The sequence below is a fragment of the Variovorax sp. VNK109 genome, assembly GCF_049445855.1.
In the GTDB taxonomy this organism is placed as follows: Bacteria; Pseudomonadota; Gammaproteobacteria; order Burkholderiales; family Burkholderiaceae_C; genus JAGOCV01.
The window spans coordinates 133,855-152,853 of record NZ_JBMSDV010000001.1 but is presented as its reverse complement, the minus strand read 5'-3'; the positions used below and the strand labels follow the sequence as shown (position 1 = coordinate 152,853).

Annotated in this window: 15 protein-coding genes; 4 read left to right on the top strand and 11 right to left on the bottom strand. The window is 66.6% G+C overall.

From position 1 onward, the window contains the following. Nucleotides 1–17 precede the first annotated feature (17 nt). Genes ACO2Q9_RS00675 through ACO2Q9_RS00650 form a run of 6 tightly spaced genes read right to left on the bottom strand, consistent with a single transcriptional unit; the run spans nt 18 to nt 4,838 of the window. Nucleotides 18–794 (bottom strand): MBL fold metallo-hydrolase, encoded by a 777-nt coding sequence (locus tag ACO2Q9_RS00675; RefSeq protein ID WP_423307275.1) that lies wholly within the window; start codon nt 792–794, stop codon nt 18–20. A gap of 28 nt (nt 795–822) precedes the next feature. Beyond that, nucleotides 823–1,911 carry an outer membrane protein assembly factor BamC gene (gene bamC / locus ACO2Q9_RS00670; RefSeq protein WP_423307273.1) on the bottom strand — a complete coding sequence of 363 codons (1,089 nt, stop codon included), beginning with the start codon at nt 1,909–1,911 and terminating at the stop codon, nt 823–825. Between the two features lie 30 nt (nt 1,912–1,941). Beyond that, nucleotides 1,942–2,826: a 4-hydroxy-tetrahydrodipicolinate synthase gene (gene dapA, locus ACO2Q9_RS00665; protein WP_423307271.1), complete on the bottom strand. Its 885-nt coding sequence runs from the start codon at nt 2,824–2,826 to the stop codon at nt 1,942–1,944. Nucleotides 2,827–2,869: 43 nt separating this feature from the next. Continuing rightward, a complete protein-coding gene (locus ACO2Q9_RS00660; protein WP_423307269.1) occupies nt 2,870–3,469 on the bottom strand; it encodes a class I SAM-dependent methyltransferase in 600 nt (199 codons plus the stop codon). Continuing rightward, complete coding sequence (locus tag ACO2Q9_RS00655; RefSeq protein ID WP_423307267.1) at nt 3,457–3,594, bottom strand: hypothetical protein; 138 nt, start codon at nt 3,592–3,594, stop codon at nt 3,457–3,459. Before ACO2Q9_RS00655 ends, ACO2Q9_RS00660 begins: the two co-directional genes overlap by 13 nt. Before the next feature lie 14 nt (nt 3,595–3,608). Then, nucleotides 3,609–4,838, bottom strand: a complete 1,230-nt coding sequence (locus ACO2Q9_RS00650; RefSeq protein ID WP_423307265.1) for an MFS transporter — start codon at nt 4,836–4,838, stop codon at nt 3,609–3,611. Between the two features lie 199 nt (nt 4,839–5,037). Between ACO2Q9_RS00650 and ACO2Q9_RS00645 the strand changes: the two genes are divergently transcribed. Genes ACO2Q9_RS00645 through parC form a run of 4 tightly spaced genes read left to right on the top strand, consistent with a single transcriptional unit; the run spans nt 5,038 to nt 10,764 of the window. After that, on the top strand, nt 5,038–7,005 hold the full coding sequence (locus tag ACO2Q9_RS00645) for a DNA topoisomerase IV subunit B (RefSeq protein WP_423307263.1): 1,968 nt from the start codon (nt 5,038–5,040) through the stop codon (nt 7,003–7,005). Continuing rightward, nucleotides 7,002–7,532 (top strand): GNAT family N-acetyltransferase, encoded by a 531-nt coding sequence (locus ACO2Q9_RS00640; RefSeq protein WP_423307261.1) that lies wholly within the window; start codon nt 7,002–7,004, stop codon nt 7,530–7,532. The genes ACO2Q9_RS00645 and ACO2Q9_RS00640 overlap by 4 nt, the downstream gene beginning before the upstream one ends. Before the next feature lie 59 nt (nt 7,533–7,591). After that, nucleotides 7,592–8,401, top strand: coding sequence for a lytic transglycosylase domain-containing protein (locus tag ACO2Q9_RS00635; protein WP_423309863.1), 810 nt, complete (start codon nt 7,592–7,594; stop codon nt 8,399–8,401). 17 nt (nt 8,402–8,418) lie between these two features. Then, nucleotides 8,419–10,764 (top strand): DNA topoisomerase IV subunit A, encoded by a 2,346-nt coding sequence (gene parC, locus ACO2Q9_RS00630; RefSeq protein WP_423307259.1) that lies wholly within the window; start codon nt 8,419–8,421, stop codon nt 10,762–10,764. 22 nt (nt 10,765–10,786) lie between these two features. On the opposite strand, the gene ACO2Q9_RS00625 is transcribed toward parC, so the two are convergent. The 5 genes from ACO2Q9_RS00625 to ACO2Q9_RS00605 form a co-directional block, all read right to left on the bottom strand. Continuing rightward, the gene (locus tag ACO2Q9_RS00625) at nt 10,787–11,272 is read right to left on the bottom strand and encodes a disulfide bond formation protein B (protein WP_423307257.1); all 486 of its coding nucleotides are present in this window, start codon (nt 11,270–11,272) and stop codon (nt 10,787–10,789) included. After that, a complete protein-coding gene (locus ACO2Q9_RS00620) occupies nt 11,272–11,730 on the bottom strand; it encodes a RidA family protein (RefSeq protein ID WP_423307255.1) in 459 nt (152 codons plus the stop codon). The genes ACO2Q9_RS00625 and ACO2Q9_RS00620 overlap by 1 nt, the downstream gene beginning before the upstream one ends. Beyond that, a complete protein-coding gene (locus ACO2Q9_RS00615; RefSeq protein WP_423307253.1) occupies nt 11,727–12,659 on the bottom strand; it encodes a transglutaminase family protein in 933 nt (310 codons plus the stop codon). Before ACO2Q9_RS00615 ends, ACO2Q9_RS00620 begins: the two co-directional genes overlap by 4 nt. 47 nt (nt 12,660–12,706) lie before the next feature. Next, nucleotides 12,707–15,322, bottom strand: coding sequence for a circularly permuted type 2 ATP-grasp protein (locus ACO2Q9_RS00610; protein ID WP_423307251.1), 2,616 nt, complete (start codon nt 15,320–15,322; stop codon nt 12,707–12,709). 126 nt (nt 15,323–15,448) lie between these two features. Further along, nucleotides 15,449–18,991: a DUF2126 domain-containing protein gene (locus ACO2Q9_RS00605; protein ID WP_423307249.1), complete on the bottom strand. Its 3,543-nt coding sequence runs from the start codon at nt 18,989–18,991 to the stop codon at nt 15,449–15,451. Nucleotides 18,992–18,999: the final 8 nt, after the last annotated feature.

Below are 18,999 nucleotides of genomic sequence, written 5' to 3'. Positions count from 1 at the left end.
TCCCTGGCCTGTCCGGCCTAGGCGTCGAGCCAGACCGTGCCTTCCTGCGGGTGTGCAACGAGGATGTCGTCTGGCGAGCAGGCCAGGGCCGCCGACAGCGCTGCCGTGGCCAGCTCGGGCCGGTTGTTCTGCTGGCTCAGGTGTGCCGCCACTACATGTCGCAGGCCGTCATGGCAAAGATGCGCCGCGATTTCTGCGGCACTCGCATTCGACAGGTGACCATGATCGCCGGCGACCCGCTTCTTCAGGAACCACGGGTAGTTGCCCGTCTGCAGCATGTCCAGGTCGTGGTTGCACTCGAGCAGCAGGGCGTCGCAGAGCGCGAGCTGCTCCAGCACGTGCGCTGTCGCATGACCCAGATCGGTGAGGATGCCCAAATGCCGTGCGCCGTCGCTGCAACGCAACTGCAGCGGCTCGCGCGCGTCGTGGGGCACGGTGAACGGCGTGACGTGCATCGCGGCCAGCTCGAACGCCACGCCGTCATGGGCTGTGCGAACCAGGCCGCCGATGTCGGGTGAACCCAGCGCCGCGTGCGTGCCATGGCTCATCCAGACCGGAATGCCGTGGCGCGGTGCCCACTGGCGGGCGCAGCCGATGTGGTCGCTGTGCTCGTGGGTGATGAAGATGGCATCGACGTCGGCGGGCTGCAGGCCGGCCTCGGCCAGGCGGGCCTCCAGGTTGCGGACGCCGAGGCCGCAGTCCACCAGGAGCCGTGATACGGAGACGTCGTCACGCGCCTCGACCAGTGTGGCGTTGCCGGTGCTGCCGCTACCCAGGTTCTTGAAGCGCAGCATGCCCCGGCCCCGTCCGTCCTCCCGCGGCTTACTTCAGGTCGTCGGCGATGACCTTGACGATGCGTTGCGCGTTGGCGGAGGTGTCGGGTGCGCCTGCGGCGTTCAGCACGGATACCGTGGTGGAGTTGCCTGCGCTCTTCAATGCGATGCGGTACTTGAGCGGAGCGACCGAATCGGACTTGCTGCCGAACGAGAACAGCTTGCCGAAGAAGCCCGGCTCCTTGCGATCCGGTGCGGTCGGCTCGACGTAGCGCACGAAGTACATGCCCTGGCTGCGGTCACGATCTTCCACGGTGAAGCCGGTGCGATCGAGCGCAAGGCCGACGCGACGCCAGGCCAGGTCAAAACCTTCGTCGATCTGCACGACCGGCGTGTTGCCGACGGTGGAGACACGCGAGGTGGGCTTGTCGGCGCCAGCGGCGACGATGGCACGCGACTGCTCTTGCGTCACGCCCAGCTTGACCATCAGGCGACGCAGGAATTCGGTTTCGAGTTCCGGGTCGGTGGGACGCGGTTGCCAGACCGTCTGGTCCTTCTGCGTGTTGCTGTAGACCTCGATCATGCCGCGATGGCTGATGTAGATCTCGGTACCGCCGGAGGCCGTGCGTTCCAGACGCGTGCGGAAGCGGTCACGCTCGCCGCTCGAATAGAGCGAGTCCAGCGCCTTGCCGATCATGCTGCGGATGGCGTCCTGCGGGATCTTGGCGCGATTTTCGGCCCAGTCGGTTTCCATGATGCCCAGGTTGGCCTGGTCCATGGTGAGCAGGAAGCCGTTTTCCTGCCAGAAGTCACGCACGGAATTCCAGAGCTGGTCAGGCGCACGGTTGACGACCAGCCAGCGCTGGCTGCCCGAGCGTTCGATGCGCACATCGCCCAGCGTCGCGGCGGCCGTCGGCACGGACTGCGTGGTCTGGCCGACCTGGTAGCTGCTGGCCGTGACGGGGCGGCCCGGCACTGTGTAGCGCGAATCGCGCGAGAGCTGCGTGAGGTCCGGCGGGACCTCCAGCGTGGGGGCCTTGGTCGCACTCTTGTAGTCGACCTTGTCGGTTTCCAGGACCGAGCAGGCGCTGAGGGCAATGGCGAGCGACAGGACGCACAGACGGGAGATTGGCTTCACTTCGGATCCCTTGGATTTCAATTTTGCAGATTAGATCAGGCCGCTGGCGCGCAGGGCGGTTTCCACCACGGCTTCGCTGGACCTGGACAGTTGCGTCATCGGCAGGCGCATGGCCGGGCCGCACAGGCCCATGCGGGCCATGGCCCACTTGAGCGGGATGGGGTTGGCTTCCACGAACAGGTGCTTGTGCACGGGCATCAGCTTGAACTGGATTTCCATCGCACGCTTCGCGTCGCCCGCGACGGCGGCCACGCAAAGCTCGTGCATGAGGCGCGGCGCGATGTTGGCGGTGACGCTCACGTTGCCCTGGCCGCCGCACAGCATGAGCGCGACGGCGGTCGGGTCGTCACCGGAGTACACCGAGAAGCCCTTGGGCACGTCGCGGATCAGCCATTGGGCGCGTTCGATGTTGCCCGTCGCTTCCTTGATGCCGACGATGCCGGGCACCTGCGCCAGTCGCAACACGGTGTCGTGCAGCATATCGGCGACCGTGCGGCCGGGCACGTTGTAAAGCACCATGGGCAGATCGCCCGTGGCTTCGGCGATGGCCTTGAAGTGCTGGTACTGGCCTTCCTGCGTCGGCCGGTTGTAGTAGGGAACGACCTGCAGCTGGCAATCGGCACCGACCTTCTTGGCGTAGCGCGCGAGCTCGATCGCCTCGGCGGTGGAGTTGGCGCCGCAGCCAGCCATGATGGGCACACGGCCGGCGGCTTGCTCGACGGAGACGCGGATGATCTCCTGGTGTTCCTCGACGTTCACCGTCGGCGACTCACCGGTCGTGCCCACGACACCGATGCAGTCCGTGCCTTCGGCGATGTGCCAGTCGATCAGCTTGCGCAGCGTGGGGTAGTCCACGCTGCCGTCTTCGAGCATCGGGGTGACGAGCGCCACGATGCTTCCGGTAATGGGTGTCATGTCCGCAAAGCCTTGCAGTTTCAACGGTAGCCCGCCATTCTACTCAGGCCGCCGGGGCAGCCAGAGGGTATCTGACCGGGGTTTCAGGGGCTTGACGCACAGCGGCAATGCGCTGCACGAAGCGTTCGGGTGAATCGAGAAAGCCATCTTCGTAGGCCACGACGCGCAGGTCCTGGCAGGCCGTGATCAACTCGCCCGGCCTGAGCAGGAAATCCGGCCTCGACGGCTTGCCGACGGTTTCATTGCCTGCGGCGAAGGTTTCGTAGAGCAGCACGCCGCCGTCGGCCACGCTGGCGACGATCTCCGTCAGCAGCGGCCGCCACAGGTAGTTGGTGACGATGACCGCATCGAACTGCCGGCCATCAAATGGCCAGGGCCCGTTCTCGATGTCCGCCAGCACGGCCTCGCCCGCGGACGCGGTGAATGGCCGGACCGCCTCGATGGCGGCCGGGTCGCGGTCCACCCCCGTCATCCGGAAACCCAGATCGTGCAGCCAGCGCAGATGGCGACCCTGTCCGCAGGCAACGTCCAGCACGGTGCCGCCGCGCGGAATGAGGTGGACGAAACGCCGGAGCCAGGCCGAAGGGTGACCGGAGTGCGGATGCGAAGGCAATGAAACCGGCCCGCCGGTCATTGGAAACATGCCCAGATCTGGTCCGCGAGTGTGACCATGAAAGCCGGCCGCGTGTACAACAGGAACACCCCCACCAGTGCCGCGAGCGCAGCAGCGTAGGCGAGCAACTTGCGATGGCGTGGCGTGGGCGTCATGCAATCAGGCAGGGTCAGGCCGGACGCGGCGTCACCCGCGCGATGGCCGTTTCCTTCACGGGCAGGTTCATCAGCCCGGCGAAGATGCCCAGCGCGATGGAGATGTACCAGACCACGTCATAGCTGCCGGTCCGGTCGTAAAGATAGCCACCCAGCCACACGCCCAGGAACGAGCCGATCTGGTGGCTGAAGAACACGACGCCGCTGAGCATGGACAGGTGGGCCACGCCGAAGATCTGCGCCACCACCGCATTGGTCGGCGGCACGGTGGACAGCCAGAGCGTGCCCATCACGGCAGAGAAGATGTACACACTCATCGGCGACAGGGGAACCACCAGGAAGACCGCAATGGCGGCAGCCCTGGCGAAATAGATGAACGCGAGGATGTTCTTCTTGAGCATCCTTTCCCCGAGGACGCCGGCTATATAGGTTCCCACCACGTTGAACAGCCCGATCAGCGCGAGGGCCACGCTTGCCACCTGCGGGGCAAGGCCGTGATCCTTGAGATAGCTGGGCATGTGCACGCCGATGAACACGACCTGGAAGCCGCAGACGAAATAGCCGGCCATGAGGAACTGGAAGCTGCGGTACTGGAAAGCCTCCGCCACCGCCTGGCCGATGGTCTGGTCCCGCTTGGCGGCGGAGGCACCGGCGAAGCCGGGTTCGCGCAGGCCCCAGGCCATGGGAATGATCAGCAACGCAACGATGGCCAGGGCCGCCAGCGCCTGCTGCCAGCCGAAGCTGCTGATCAGGAAGCCCTCGGTCGGCACCATGAGGAACTGGCCGAACGATCCGGCCGCCGCCGTCATGCCCATGGCCCAGGACCGCTTTTCCGCCGGGATGTTGCGACCGATGATCCCGTAGATCACCGCATAGGTGGTGCCCGCCTGCGCGACACCGATCAGGACGCCCGCCGTCAGGGTGAACAGGAACGGCGTGGGCGAATAAGCCATCCCGGCAAGACCGAGTGAATAGGCAATGGTGCCGGCGACCAGGACGCGGAAGGCGCCGAAGCGGTCGGCCACCATGCCGGCGAAGATGCCCGCGAGACCCCACGCGAGGTTCTGGACGGCGATGGCAAAGGCAAAGGTTTCGCGCGTCCACCCGTTGGCCTGGGTGATCGGCTGCAGCCAGAGGCCGAAGCCGTGGCGGATGCCCATGGAAAGCGTCACGATGGCGGCACCGCATATCAGCAGCTGGACCATCGGAAGCCGGTTGTCTTGGGTGTTGTCTCTTGGATTCATGCGGCGAATGTACCGGGAACAGGCCTTTTGCGCTGTCGCGGCCAGCGCGATGAGGCCGTGAAATTTTCGGTGCAATTTGATGACGCCCGCGCATCAAATGCCAGCCGGGTGCGGTCCGGCGCGGCAGAAAAGCCCCGGGCGTGGCCGGGCTGTACGGGCATACAGCTTCTTCGGGGTGCCGAAGCTACAATCCGCCGCTATGGCAGTCAAACCCCCGTCCGATTATTCCGAAGGCTCGATCCGCGTCCTGAAGGGGCTGGAGCCGGTCAAGCAGCGCCCGGGCATGTACACCCGGACCGACAACCCGCTTCACATCATCCAGGAAGTGCTGGACAACGCCGCCGACGAGGCGCTGGCCGGGCACGGCCGCAAGATCAAGGTCGTCCTGCATGCCGACGGCTCCGTCAGCGTGGAAGACGACGGCCGCGGTATCCCGTTCGGCCTGCACCCGGAAGAGAATGCGCCGGTCATCGAGCTGGTGTACACCCGCCTGCATGCGGGCGGCAAGTTCGACAAGGGCAAGGGCGGCGCCTACAGCTTCTCGGGAGGCTTGCACGGCGTGGGTGTGTCGGTGACCAACGCGCTCGCCAAACGCCTGGAAGTGACCAGCTACCGCGAAAGCAAGGCTGCGCGCATCGTCTTCCAGGGCGGCGACGTGACCGAAGTGCTGGCCGTGCGACCGCAGGGCGAGGGCGACCGCAAGCAGGGTACGACCGTGCGTGTCTGGCCCGACGCGAAGTATTTTGAATCCGCCGCACTGCCCATGGGCGAACTGCAGCACCTGCTGCGCAGCAAGGCCGTGCTGATGCCCGGTGTCACAGTCACGCTCCTCAATGAAAAGGCGAAGGACACCCAGACCTGGCTCTACAAGGGCGGCCTGCGTGACTACCTGATGCAGACGCTGACTGCCGATCCGGTGATTCCGCTGTTCGAGGGCGAAGGCTATGCCGAAACCAACGACAACTTCGCCGAAGGCGAAGGCGCGGCCTGGTGCGTGGCCTTCACCGAAGACGGCCAGCCGGTGCGCGAGAGTTACGTCAACCTGATCCCCACCAGCGCGGGCGGCACGCACGAGTCCGGCCTGCGCGATGGCCTTTTCAACGCGGTCAAGAGCTTCATCGACCTGCATTCGCTGCTGCCCAAGGGTGTGAAGCTGCTGCCGGAAGACGTGTTCGCGCGTGCTTCGTACGTGCTCTCGGCCAAGGTGCTGGACCCACAATTCCAGGGGCAGATCAAGGAACGCCTGAATTCGCGCGACGCGGTGCGGCTGGTGTCCACCTTCGTGCGTCCCGCGCTGGAACTCTGGCTGAACCAGCACGTCGAATACGGCCGCAAGCTGGCCGAGCTCGCCATCAAGGCGGCGCAGAGCCGCCAGAAGGCCGGCCAGAAGGTCGAGAAGCGCAAGGGCTCGGGCGTCGCCGTGCTGCCCGGCAAGCTCACCGACTGCGAAAGCCGCGACCTGAGCCACAACGAAGTGTTCCTCGTCGAGGGCGACTCCGCCGGCGGCAGTGCCAAGATGGGGCGCGACAAGGAGGCCCAGGCCATCCTGCCGCTGCGCGGCAAGGTGCTCAACACCTGGGAGGTCGAACGCGACCGCCTCTTCGCCAACACCGAAATCCACGACATCGCGGTCGCCATCGGCGTGGACCCGCACGGCCCGAACGACTCACCGGACCTCTCCGGCCTGCGCTATGGCAAGGTCTGCATCCTGTCGGATGCCGACGTGGACGGCTCGCACATCCAGGTGCTGCTGCTCACGCTGTTCTTCCGCCATTTCCCCAAACTCATCGAGGCGGGGCATGTCTATGTCGCGCGGCCACCGCTGTTCCGCGTGGACGTGCCCGCGCGGGGCAAGAAGGCCGCGGGCAAGGTTTACGCGCTGGACGAAGGCGAGCTCACGGCCATCCTCGACAAGCTGCGCAAGGAAGGCGTGGCCGAGGGCAAGTGGAGCATCAGCCGCTTCAAGGGCCTGGGCGAGATGAGCGCCGAGCAGTTGTGGGAAACCACGCTCAACCCGGACACGCGCCGCCTGCTGCCGGTGCAACTGGGCCAGCTCGATTTCAGCCAGACCGAAGCCGAGATCACCAAGCTCATGGGCAAGGGCGAGGCTGCCGCGCGGCGTGAGCTGATGGAGCTGCATGGCGATGCGGTCGAGGTGGATGTGTGACCCGTGTCCGCCTGCGCCCCACGATGCAGTCCGATCTGGACTTCGTGCTCACGCTCGAGCGTGATCCGGAGAACCTGCCGTTCATCACGCCGTGGGAGCGTACGCAGCATGAGGCGGCGATCCGGTTTCCGGATTTCAGGCACTTCATCATTGAGGCCGGACCCGATTTCGAGTCGGCGGGTTTTGCCATCGTGATCGGCTGCCGCAGCCAGCATCAGTCCATCGAACTCAAGCGCATGGTGGTGCAGGTCAAGGGGCAGGGAACCGGGCGCGCCGCATTCCGGGTGCTCAAGCGCATTGCATTCGACGACCTCGGCGCGCACCGGTTGTGGCTGGATGTGAAGAGCATGAACACACGGGCGCGGGGCCTTTACGAGAGCGAGGGCTTCCAGGTCGAAGGCACGCTGCGCGATGCCGTGCGTGTCGGCAAGCTCACGCCGAGCGGGTTCGATTCGCTGGTCGTGATGTCGATGCTGGCGTCGGAGTTTGCGGGTCGCCGCACGGCGGTGCAGGAGTTGCCGGCATGAAGCCCGTGCTGCGCTGGAGGATCGCGCATGCCGTGGCCAGCGCTGCAGCGGGCGTCTGCATGCTGCTGGCGCTCGTGCCGATTGCCGCACGCGCCGACGTCTGGGGTTATGTGGACGACAAGGGCGTCGCGCATTTCGCAACCGAGCGCATCGACGAGCGTTACGAGCTCTTCTTCAAGAGCGGCGAGAACTTCAATACCGCCGACGGCGTGTCCGCGCGCATCGAGACGCCGCGTGCCGTGGCCGTGCCGACGGCGCCGCCGAAGCTGCTGGCGTTCTTCGATGTCTCTCCGAGCTACAAGTCGGTCAAGCACCTGCTGCGGGAAGCGGCCATGCAGCACGAGATCGACTACGAGCTCCTGCAGGCGCTGATCGCCACTGAATCGGGCTTCGACGCGACGGCCGTTTCCCCGCGCGGCGCGGTCGGTCTGATGCAGGTGATGCCGGCGACGGCCGAGCGCTACGGCGTGAGCAGCGACAAGAAGACGCCGGTCGAGAAGAAGCTGGCCGATCCCCGCACGAACATCCGCACCGGCAGCCGTTATCTGCGCGACCTGATCCGGCGCTTTCCGGGGCAGCTCGATCTCGCACTGGCGGCCTACAACGCGGGCGAGGGCGCGGTGCAGCGGGCGGGCAACAAGATCCCGAACTACCGCGAAACCCAGAACTACGTGAAGACGGTGATGCAGCTGTACACCGTCCTCAAGCCGCCGGCGACGGTGGCCGAAATCCGGCAGCCGGGCCGCGTGCGGATGGAAATGCCCACGGGGCGCATACCCGGCGGTGTGACCGGGGGCGCGGTGGGGCGCGGCAACATGGTGCCCTCCCTCACGCAAGGCCCGCGCACCGTGGCGACGCCGGAGCCCTGAGCGAACAAGCAAGACACATGAGCGATCAAACCACTTTGGACCTTCTTTCCGAGCCTTCCGGCGACGACCCGCTTTCACTTGCGGGCTACGCCCAGCGGGCGTACCTCGAATACGCACTCTCTGTCGTGAAGGGCCGGGCCCTGCCCGACGTGTGCGACGGCCAGAAGCCGGTGCAGCGCCGCATCCTCTACGCGATGGAGCGCATGGGTCTGGGCTTCAACGGCAACACTGGCGCGAAGCCGGTGAAGAGCGCGCGCGTCGTCGGCGATGTGCTCGGCCGGTTCCACCCGCACGGTGACCAGGCAGCATACGACGCGCTGGTGCGCATGGCGCAGGACTTCAGCCAGCGCTATCCGCTGATCGACGGGCAGGGCAACTTCGGCAGCCGCGACGGCGATGGCGCGGCTGCCATGCGTTACACCGAAGCGCGCCTGTCGCGCATCACCTCGCTGCTGCTGGACGAGATCGACGAAGGCACGGTCGATTTCATCCCCAACTACGACGGTTCGACCGAAGAGCCACGCCAGTTGCCCGCACGGCTGCCTTTCACGCTGCTCAACGGCGCGAGTGGCATCGCGGTCGGCATGGCCACGGAAATCCCGAGCCACAACCTGCGTGAGGTCGCCGACGCCTGCGTGGCGTTGATCAAGACCCCCAAGCTGAGCGACGAAGAGTTGTTCACGCTGCTGCCCGCGCCCGATTTCCCCGGCGGCGGACAGATCATCAGCAGTGCATCGGACATCGCCGATGCGTACCGCAGCGGCCGTGGTTCGCTCAAGGTGCGCGCCCGCTGGAAGATCGAGGAACTCGCGCGCGGCCAGTGGCAGCTCGTGGTGAACGAACTGCCGCCCGGGGTGAGCTCGCAGAAGGTGCTCGAAGAGATCGAGGAACTGACCAACCCCAAGGTCAAGACCGGCAAGAAAGCGCTTACGCAGGAGCAGACACAGCTCAAGGCGAACATCCTCGCCGTGCTGGACGCCGTGCGCGACGAATCGAGCAAGGACGCGGCCGTACGCCTGGTGTTCGAGCCCAAGACGAGCCGCATCGCGCAGCAGGAGCTCATCACCGCGCTGCTGGCACATACCTCGCTGGAAACCTCGTCGCCGATCAACCTGACCATGGTGGGCCTGGATGGCAGGCCGGTGCAGAAGTCCCTGCGCGACGTGCTGGTCGAATGGATCGAGTTCCGTCAGCAAACGGTGCAGCGGCGTTCGCAGCACCGGCTGGACAAGGTACTGGACCGCATCCACATCCTCGAGGGGCGGCAACTGGTGCTGCTCAACATCGACGAGGTGATCGCGATCATCCGCCAGGCTGAAGAGCCGAAGGCCGCACTTGTTGCGCGGTTCAACCTGTCGGACCGGCAAGCCGAGGACATCCTGGAAATCCGCCTGCGCCAGCTTGCGCGACTGGAAGCCATCAAGATCGAGCAGGAGCTCAAGGCGCTGCGTGAAGAGCAGCAGAAGCTCGAGGAAATCCTGGGCAGCCCGGCGGCGCTGCGCCGCCTGATGATCAAGGAGATCGAGACCGACGCGAAGCAGTTCGCCGATGCGCGCCGCACGCTCATCCAGGAAGAGAAGAAGGCAGTCGCGGAAGTGAAGGTGGTCGACGAGCCCGTCACCGTCATCGTGTCGCAGAAGGGCTGGGTGCGTGCGCGCACCGGCCATGGCCATGAGGCCGCGAGCTTCGCCTTCAAGTCGGGCGACGGACTGTACGGCACGTTCGAATGCCGCACCGTCGATGTGCTGCTGGTGTTCGGCAGCAACGGACGCGTGTATTCGGTACCGGTGTCACAGCTTCCCGGTGCGCGCGGCGACGGCCAGCCGGTGACGACGCTCATCGAACTGGAAGCCGGCTCACAGTTGGCGCACTATTTCGCGGGTCCGGCCGGAGCGACGCTGCTCGTGTCGGCTTCCGGTGGCTACGGCTTCCTGGCGAACGTCGAGAACATGGTGTCGCGCCAGAAAGGTGGCAAGTCGTTCATCAGCGTGGGGGACGGGGAAACTGTGTGCCGGCCGTCGCATGTGGGCGGCACGTCGGGCTCGGCACTGCTGCCGGCTGCCACGCATGTGGCGTGCGCCTCGACGGGTGGACGCATCCTGACTTTCGACATCGCCGAACTGAAAGCGATGTCCAACGGCGGGCGCGGCCTGATGCTGCTGGACCTGGAGGCGAAGGACAGCCTTGCGGGTGCCGCTGCCTACACGCGCAGTGTGAAGATCGAGGGCATCGGCCGTGGCGGCAAGGAGCGCGAAGAGACGCTGGAAATCCGCAGCCTCAACAATGCGCGCGCGGCGCGCGGCCGCAAGGGCAAGGCAGCGGACCTGGGCTTCAAGCCCACGCAGATCACCCGCGTCGAGTGACCGGCGGGCTGCGTGGGCCTGCTCAGGAAGGGCGGCTCATGAGCGCCGCCCGCAGGCACAGCAGCGCAGCGATCACGAACAGGCCGAGGCTCCAGAATTCGTAGGGCAGCCCGAACAGGTTGACGGCCGCATCGGCACACGAAGCCTGCGGCGTGAAGATGTCCGGCGCCAGGCCGAACAGGCCGAGGTCGCCCATCACGCGATCGGCGAACGTCATCGCGCAGGAGTCGCTCTTCGACGCCACGAAGTGCTGCCAGAGCGCCGCAGCCATGCCGCCACCCGCGAAGACCATGGCGATCAGCGCGGCGATGCGTTGCACCAGGCCGGGCAGCACAGCAGCAACCAGGGCCACGATGCCGACGGCCAGGAAGATGGCGCGCTGGAACACGCACCACACGCAGGGCTGCATGTCGAACTGGTACTGCGACACGAGCGCGGCGCCCACGGCGCCGAAACAGAGCACGGCGACGATGAGCAGCCAGCCGGAAGGAGTGCGGAGGGAGAACATCAGGCAGCCACCTCGGCGATGAGCTCGATCTCGACACAGGCGCCCAGCGGAATCTGCGCGACGCCGAAGGCGCTGCGGGCGTGCGCGCCCTTGTCGCCGAAGACCTGGCCGAACAGCTCGCTCGCGCCGTTGGTGACGAGGTGCTGCTCGGTGAAATCGGGCGTGGAATTGACCAGGCTCATGACCTTGACGATGCGGTTGACCTTGTTCAGGTCGCCCACGGCGGCGTGCAGGGTGCCGATGAGGTCGATGGCCACGGCGCGCGCAGCGGCCTTGCCGGTTTCGGTGTCGATGTTCCTGCCGAACTGACCGACCCAGGGCTTGCCGTCCTTGCGGGCGATGTGGCCGCTCAGGAAGACGTTATTGCCGGTTCGTACGAAGGGCACGTAGGCGGCGGCGGGCACGGCCACCGGCGGCAGTTCGATGCCCAGTTCTTTCAATTTGTCGTAGACGCTCATGGTTTCACTTCCTCGGATGATGTTGGGGCAGCGGGTTCGGTCGCAGTTTCGTTCACGGGTTCCACTGTGACTCCGACATGCAGCGTATGGTTCGCGCCGCCGTGGATGACGCCGCGCATGGGCGAGACGTCCGAATAGTCGCGCCCGATGGCCAGGGTCACATAGTCTTCACCGGGCGCGCGGTTGTTGGTGGGGTCCAGGTCGCACCAGGTTCCCCGCCCCAGCTCGTCCGGCACATAGACCGAGACCCAGGCGTGCGACGCGTCACTGCCCACCAGGCGCGGCTGGCCCGGTGGCGGCTCGGTGAGCAGGTATCCGCTGACGTAACGGGCTGCCAGCCCCATGGCCCGCAGGCTCGCCACCATGATGTGCGCGAAGTCCTGGCAGACCCCCTTGCGCTGGGCCAGCGCTTCCAGCGCGGGCGTGTTGACCTCGGTGCTGTCGGTTTCGTAGGTGAAATCGGTGTGGATGCGGTCCATCAGGTCGCGGGCAGCCATCAGGACAGGCGTGCCGGCGGTAAAGCTCGGACGCGCGTACGACGCGAAATTCTCGTGGCGCGGCACGTACGGCGAGGCGAACACGAATTCGGCCGCGGCGTCATAGTCACCACCCGCGTGGTAGCGGAAGCGCTCGCGCACCTGCTCCCACGGCAGGCTGCCGCGTGGCTGGGGTGGGTCTGTGGTGACGACGGTGCTGCGCGCGACGACCACCAGCTCCTCATGCACGCCTTGCAGCGAGAAGAAGGCGCGCGTGTTGCCGTAGACATCGCTGGTTTCGCTTTGCTGCGCGGGCGTGGGCGAAATCTCGAGCGCATGCGCCATGACGCGCTGCCACGGCAGGTTGAGCGGACGCAGGTGGGCCATGTGCTGCGCCGTCTCGACGGGCGGCGAGTATTCGTAGCGCGTTTCGTGCGTGATGTTCAGCAGCATGCTCGGGAGACTTGGCGGGAGGCGTTCGGTTCGCCCGCGCGGGCGTGTCAGGCGCCGACGCTGCGCTTGGACTCGCCTGAATGGGTGAAATAGGTGGCGCTGATGGTATCGGATACGTGATAGGCAGCGGCTGTGCACTGGTTCAGCAGGTCCAGCAGCATCGCGTATTTGCCATCGTCGTCGAGTCCGCAGAGCTGTTCCAGCGACCAGGACGACGGGTCGGGCACCAGCTGGCCGAGTGCACTCATTTCGGTCGGCGCACTACCGGCCAGCTTGGCCAGGCGGCCGCGCAGCGTCTGCGCCACCCAGCCCAGCGAACGGGGATTGTCACGGTCCAGCACCAGCAGGTCGAGCAGGGCGGCGACGTCGCGGCTTTGCTGGTACTGGGCGTGGAAGGTGATGGTGCTGTCGAACAGCGCGATCATGGCTTCGAAGCCGCCCTCGTCGTGCACGGCGCCGGTCTCGAAGCCTTCGGCCAGCGCGCCGGCCAGGAAGCCCAGCCGCTCGATGTGCCGGCCGATGGACAACAGGCGCCAGCCGTCGTCGCGCGTCATGCGGTCGGTCTGCGCGCCGGTCATCGCGGCCATGTGGCCGCTCGCGGCTTCGAGCACACGCACGGCTTCCACCGGCGAATAGTCGCCCTCCGAAACGTGCTCGGCGCAACGCAGGAAGAACTCGCGCTCCGCGTGGACGATCACGTTCCAGTGTTCGTGCGACAGGCGCTCGCGCACCGATGTGGCCGCCGACTTGATGGCGCTCAGGTTGAAGCCCACGCTGGTGGCAACCTCGCTGTTGCCCAGGCCAGCGATCAGCGAGCGTTCGAACACGCGGCGCGCCTGCGTGGCGGCCGGCACGGTGGGCAGCACGAGCCCGGTGTGCACGGCCAGTTCGGTCAACCAGGTCAGCAGCGGCTGGGAGGACTGGTCTTCGCCGTTCAGGCATTCGAGGGTGAGCCGGGCCAGGCGGATCGTGTTCTCGGTGCGCTCGGTGTAGCGGCCGAGCCAGAACAGGTTTTCGGCGGCGCGGCTGGTGACCAGGCGCTTGCGGTGCGCCACTTCGAAGGGAGTCAGGTGCGGCTGCAGCAGCGTGGTGTGGTCCACCTCGTCGCGTGTGAGCACCCAGGCGTCGGCACTGCTGCCACCACGCTGCATGGAGGCGATCTCTTCATCGGCAGTGGCGATGCGCACCAGCCCGCCGGGAAGCACATTCCAGGTCTGCTCGCCGCTGGCCACGGCGAAGACACGCAGCATGGCCGAGCGCGGCGCGATGCGCGCGCGGCCACCCAGGCCGTCCTGCCACGTGGGCATCTGCGACATGGGCAGATAAGCCTGCACCGTGTGTTCGTCGCCCTGGCGCATGATGCGGCCGGACCATTCGTCCAGTTCGCGGCGCGAGAGGCTGCGGCCGAGCACCGCGTCGAAGGATCCGTGGCTCGCCATGCCGGGGTAGGTCGGCTTGACGACGCATTCCCCCAGTTGCGGCAGCACTTCCTCCATGGCGGCGCGTTCGCCGCACCACCAGGTCGGCAGGGCGGGCAACAGCAGTTCCTCACCCAGCAGATGACGCGACAGCGCCGGCAGGAAGCCGAGCAGCGCGGTCGATTCGAGGAACGCGGAGCCCGGCGCGTTGGCCACCAGCAGGTTGCCCGCGCGGATGGCTTGCAGCAGGCCCGGCACGCCCAGCGTGGAATCGGGGCGCAGTTCGAGCGGATCGAGGAACTGGTCGTCCAGCCGCTTGAGCAGGCCATGGACTGGCTGCAGGCCCTGCAGTGTCTTGAGGTACAGCCTCTGGTCGCGCACCGTCAGGTCGCTGCCCTCGACCAGCGTCAGGCCGAGGTAGCGCGCCAGATAGGCGTGCTCGAAATAGGTTTCGTTGTAGGGGCCGGGCGTGAGCAGCGCAATGTGCGAATTGGCGCCGGCCGGGCTCATGGCCTTCAGCCCTTCGACCAGCGCGCGGTAGGTGGCGGCCAGGCGCTGCACCTGCATGGCCTCGAAGGCTTGCGGGAACAGGCGCGAGATGATGAGGCGGTTCTCCAGCAGGTAGCCCAGGCCCGAGGGAGCCTGCGTGCGCTGCGAAACCACCCACCAGTTGCCGTCGGGGCCGCGTGCGAGGTCGAACGCGGCGATGTGCAGGTGGGTGCCGCCCACGGGTTTCACGCCGTGCATGGCACGCAGGTAGCCGGGATGCCCTTGCACCAGCGCCGGGGGCAACAAGCCGTCGGCCAGCAGTTTCTGCGGGCCATAGACGTCGGCCATCACCCGGTCGAGCACGCGCACGCGCTGCTGCACGCCGGCTTCGATCTGCGCCCAGCTTTCGGGCGAGATGATCAGCGGGAAGAGATCGAGCGACCAGGGCCGTTGCGGGCCGTTGGTGTCGGCGTAGACGTTGTACGTGATGCCGTTGTCGCGCACCTGGCGGGCCAGGTTGGCGGTGCGGCGGGTCAGGTCGTTGAAGCCTTCGTGGCCGAGATGGGTAAAGAACTCTTCCCACGGCGCGGCGATGCCGGAGCCGGACTCTGCTGTCGCTTCGGCATCGGGGTCGTGCGCGCCGTCGCGCAGTTCGTCGAAGTGGCCGCGAACCGCCCGGGGGGCCAGCGCCGAGGCCAGCTCGGCGGGTGCTTCCAGGGCGTGGTCAGAGAAGAGGGAGTCGCTTTGCTTTTCCACGTGTCAACGAATTGTCACATCTGTAGTGTTCGCTAAACGCGCGATCAGCCGAATTGGCTGATCGCATGTTGTGCTGATGCGACTTATTTGACGATGGATGACAAAGTCGGACGCAGTCAGCCTCTGTCAGGTGCCGGCCGGCTTGCGCAGGTCCAGCGTGAACGGGAACTCGCGGCTGCCCGGCATGTTGATGGTGGCCGGCGGAATCGAGAGGCCGCCGGGGGTATGGCCCATGCGGAAGAAGCGCGCGAGACGCCGGCTTTCTGCTTCGTAGGCATTGACCGGGAAGGTCACGTAGTTGCGGCCGCCCGGATGCGCCACGTGATATTGGCAACCGCCCAGCGAATGCTTCATCCAGGTGTCGACGATGTCGAAGACCAGAGGCGCATGCACGCCGATGGTCGGATGCAGGGCCGAAGGCGGGTTCCATGCGCGGTAGCGCACGCCGGCCACGAATTCGCCGACGGTGCCCGTGGGCTGCAGGGGCAGGGCGCGGCCGTTCACGGTGACGGCGTAGCGGCTTTCGTTCAGGCCTGTCACGCGCACCTCGATGCGTTCCAGCGACGAGTCGACGTAACGGACGGTGCCGCCGGGCGCGCCCTCTTCGCCCATGACGTGCCAGGGCTCGAGCGCGTTGCGCAGCGTGAGTTCGATGCCGCGCGACTGGACCTCGCCAACCAGCGGAAAGCGGAACTCGAAATGCGGCGCGAACCACGACGCATCGAAGGCATAGCCTTCGGCCTGCATCTCGGCGATCACGTCGTCGAAGTCCATCTTCACGAAGGTGGGCAGCAGGAAGCGGTCGTGCAGCTCGGTGCCCCAGCGCGTCGCGGGCGCCTCGTAGGGCCTGGCCCAGAAGCGGGCGATCAGCGCGCGCAGCAGTAGCTGCTGCACGATGCTCATGCGCGCGTGTGGCGGCATCTCGAACGCACGCAGTTCCAGCAGGCCGAGGCGACCGGTGGAGCCGTCGGGCGAGTACATCTTGTCGATGCAGAACTCGCTGCGGTGGGTGTTGCCGGTCACGTCGATCAGCACGTTGCGCAGCGTGCGGTCCACCAGCCAGGGCGGCATCTCCTGGCCATGGACCTCGCGGTTGCGGCGGATTTCCCTCAGCGCGATTTCGAGCTCGTAGAGCTGGTCGTTGCGCGCTTCGTCCACGCGCGGCGCCTGGCTGGTCGGGCCGATGAACATGCCCGAGAACAGGTACGACAGGCTGGGATGGTTGTGCCAATACAGCAGCAGGCTGGCCAGCAGTTCGGGCTTGCGCAGGAAGGGGCTGTCCGCCGGCGTCGCGCCGCCCAGCACGAAGTGGTTGCCCCCGCCGGTGCCGGTGTGGCGGCCGTCGGTCATGAACTTTTCGGCCGACAGGCGCGACTCGAACGCGGCCTGGTAGAGGAACTCGGTGTGCTGCACCAGCTCGCCCCAGTTGTGCGCCGGGTGGATGTTCACCTCGATCACGCCGGGGTCGGGCGTGACTTGCAGCATTTTCAGGCGCGGATCGCGCGGCGGCGGATAGCCTTCGAGCACGATCTTCACGCCCAGCTCCTGCGCTGTGGCTTCCACCGCAGCGAGCAGGTCGAGGTAGTCTTCCAGGCGTGCCAGCGGTGGCATGAAGACGTAGAGCACGCCGGTCTTCGTACCGACGGCCTCGGCCTTGGGGCCGTTCGCGCGACGCGGGTCGCGCGCTTCCACGCAGAGCGCGGTCCGGGTGATCCAGTGGGCCGATTCGAAGCGGTTGGGATTGCGCACGAAATCGGCGGGCTCGGCTTGCAGATCGACCGTGGCCCGACCCTCACCCGTGCCCCGGCCCGCGCCAGCGCTGGAGCCAGCCCCGGCGCCGGCTGCGGAGCCTTGTGCGCCCGATCCTCGCGTGCCCAGTACGTCCTGCATGCGGCGCGTGGCTTCTCCCGTGGCGGGGGTGTTGCCCGCCTGATAGGGGACGGCGTAACGCGACTGGATGGAGCCGGCGTCCGGCAGCGCATCGCGAGGCGCCATCGGATCGACTTCGATCAGGTAGGGGTAGTCGCCCTTGCTGACCCAGGGCATGGAGTCCAGCGGCAGACGGTAGCCCATGGCCGAGTCGCCGGGAATCAGGTACATGCGCTCGTCGCGGAAGAACCAGGGGCCGGTGCTCCAGACGGGGCCGGAGAGCGCCGGCCCGTCGTTGGCCTGCAGCGGCAGTACGTAGCCGATGACGGTGTCCAGCTTCTGGTCGAACACCCGGCGCAGGCGTGCGCGCTCGAGTTCGTCGTCCAGGCGGGAATCGAACGGGTCCACGTTCACCGGCAGGCGGCGTTCGCGCCAGAGGTAGTACCAGACGTCCTCGTAACCGGGTTCGATGAACTTGTCCGACAGGTTGAGCTTGCCGGCCAGCGTGTTGATGAAGCGCTGCGCGTCGTCGCTGGTGTACTTCGAGGGCAGCCGCTCGTCGGCGAACAGGTCGGGGTTCTTCCAGGCCGGCTGGCCATCGGCCCGCCAGAAGATCGAGAGCGCCCACCGCGGCAACTGCTCGCCCGGGTACCACTTGCCCTGCCCGAAATGCAGGAAGCCACCGTCACCGTATTCGGCGCGCAGCTTCTGCACGAGCTCGGTGGCGAATCCGCGCTTCGTGGGGCCGAGCGCGTCGGTGTTCCACTCTGCGGCGTCGCGGTTGTCGACAGCCACATAAGTCGGCTCACCGCCTTGCGTGAGACGCACATCGCCAGCGATGAGCTGCCGGTCCACCTGCTCGCCCAGGGCCAGCACGTCGGTCCACTGCTCGTCGGTGTAGGGCTTGGTGACGCGCGGCGATTCGTAGATGCGCGTGACCTGCATGTGGTGGGCGAACTCCACTTCGCTCTCGTCCACCCCGCCCTCGATGGGCGCGGCGCTCGACGGCGTGGGCGTGCAGGCCAGCGGAATGTGGCCTTCGCCGGCCAGCAGGCCCGACGTAGCGTCCAGGCCGACCCAGCCGGCGCCGGGCAGGTAGACCTCGCACCAGGCGTGCAGGTCGGTGAAGTCGTGGTCGGTGCCGCTCGGGCCGTCCAGCGATTTCACGTCGGGTGTGAGCTGGATCAGGTAGCCCGAAACGAAGCGCGCGGCCAGGCCCATGCGACGCAGCAATTGCACCAGCAGCCAGCCCGAGTCGCGGCACGAACCGGCGGCCAGCTCGAGCGTTTCTTCCGGCGTCTGCACGCCGGGTTCCATGCGGATCAGGTAGCGGATGTCACCGGCCACCTTCTGGTTGATCGCCACGAGGAAGTCGATGGTGGGCTTCGGGGTGAGATCGATCTGCGCCAGATACGCCTTCACCAGGGGCGTCATCGGGTCGGTGACGAGGTAGGGCGCGAGCTCGGCCTTCAACTCGTCGCCGTACTTGAACGGGAATTTCTCGGCGCTCGGCTCTAGGAAGAAGTCGAACGGGTTGTAGACCGCCATCTCGACCACGAGGTCCACCGTCACCTTGAACTCGGTGACTTTCTCCGGCACGACGAGGCGGGCCTGGTAGTTGGCGAAGGGGTCCTGCTGCCAGTTGATGAAGTGCTGCGCGGGCTCGACCTTGAGCGAATACGAGATGACATTGCTGCGGCAATGCGGCGCCGGACGCAGGCGCACGACCTGCGGGCCCAGGTTGACGGGCCGGTCGTATTTGTAGTGGGTGACGTGGTTCAGGGCTGCGTGGATGGACATGCACTTGT

Bases quoted from the DNA above. Each gene is read 5' to 3' on its own strand.
- ACO2Q9_RS00675 (WP_423307275.1), bottom strand. From the start codon at position 794: ATGCTGCGCTTCAAGAACCTGGGTAGCGGCAGCACCGGCAACGCCACA.
- dapA (WP_423307271.1), bottom strand. From the start codon at position 2,826: ATGACACCCATTACCGGAAGCATCGTGGCGCTCGTCACCCCGATGCTC.
- ACO2Q9_RS00660 (WP_423307269.1), bottom strand. From the start codon at position 3,469: ATGTTTCCAATGACCGGCGGGCCGGTTTCATTGCCTTCGCATCCGCAC.
- ACO2Q9_RS00655 (WP_423307267.1), bottom strand. From the start codon at position 3,594: ATGACGCCCACGCCACGCCATCGCAAGTTGCTCGCCTACGCTGCTGCG.
- ACO2Q9_RS00650 (WP_423307265.1), bottom strand. From the start codon at position 4,838: ATGAATCCAAGAGACAACACCCAAGACAACCGGCTTCCGATGGTCCAG.
- ACO2Q9_RS00645 (WP_423307263.1), top strand. From the start codon at position 5,038: ATGGCAGTCAAACCCCCGTCCGATTATTCCGAAGGCTCGATCCGCGTC.
- ACO2Q9_RS00635 (WP_423309863.1), top strand. From the start codon at position 7,592: ATGCTGCTGGCGCTCGTGCCGATTGCCGCACGCGCCGACGTCTGGGGT.
- parC (WP_423307259.1), top strand. From the start codon at position 8,419: ATGAGCGATCAAACCACTTTGGACCTTCTTTCCGAGCCTTCCGGCGAC.
- ACO2Q9_RS00625 (WP_423307257.1), bottom strand. From the start codon at position 11,272: ATGTTCTCCCTCCGCACTCCTTCCGGCTGGCTGCTCATCGTCGCCGTG.
- ACO2Q9_RS00620 (WP_423307255.1), bottom strand. From the start codon at position 11,730: ATGAGCGTCTACGACAAATTGAAAGAACTGGGCATCGAACTGCCGCCG.
- ACO2Q9_RS00615 (WP_423307253.1), bottom strand. From the start codon at position 12,659: ATGCTGCTGAACATCACGCACGAAACGCGCTACGAATACTCGCCGCCC.
- ACO2Q9_RS00605 (WP_423307249.1), bottom strand. From the start codon at position 18,991: ATGTCCATCCACGCAGCCCTGAACCACGTCACCCACTACAAATACGAC.